Raw genomic sequence first — 485 nt, forward strand, 5'->3', positions numbered from 1 at the left:
CGGATTCAAGCCGGAGAGAGGGCACACCGAGCATGAGCGAGGTGCCGAGTGGTGGGGCAAGAGCGTTTTGCTTACTTTTGCGCTTTTCAAAAGTCAGCCGCTGTAAAAGCGGAACCCATAGCAGCCGTTACCGCAGAAACGGATATGTACTCGATCTGATCCAACATCCTGGTCGGCCCAAAGGCCGCCATCGGGGGCAAGCCCCCTCCCACATTTGGATCGCGGATCGACACACAATACCGGTCGGCTCCAAGGCCGCCGCGCTTTTGCTCTTGATCTCAGGCGCCCCGTCAAACCACGCTGGCCGAACGCAGGCTTGAATCCGTGGCTAACCCGGCAGGACGCCGGGTTAGCCGCACTGGGCCATGGATGGCCCATTGCGGCGGCCCATGGATTCAAGCCTGCGTTCGGGCACACCGAGCCTAGGCGAGGTGCCGAGTGGTGGGGCAAGAGCGTTTTGCTTACTTTTGCGCTTTTCAAAAGTG

The organism is Pseudomonas sp. 31 R 17, assembly GCF_900004915.1.
GTDB classification, from domain to species: domain Bacteria; phylum Pseudomonadota; class Gammaproteobacteria; order Pseudomonadales; family Pseudomonadaceae; genus Aquipseudomonas; species Aquipseudomonas orientalis_A.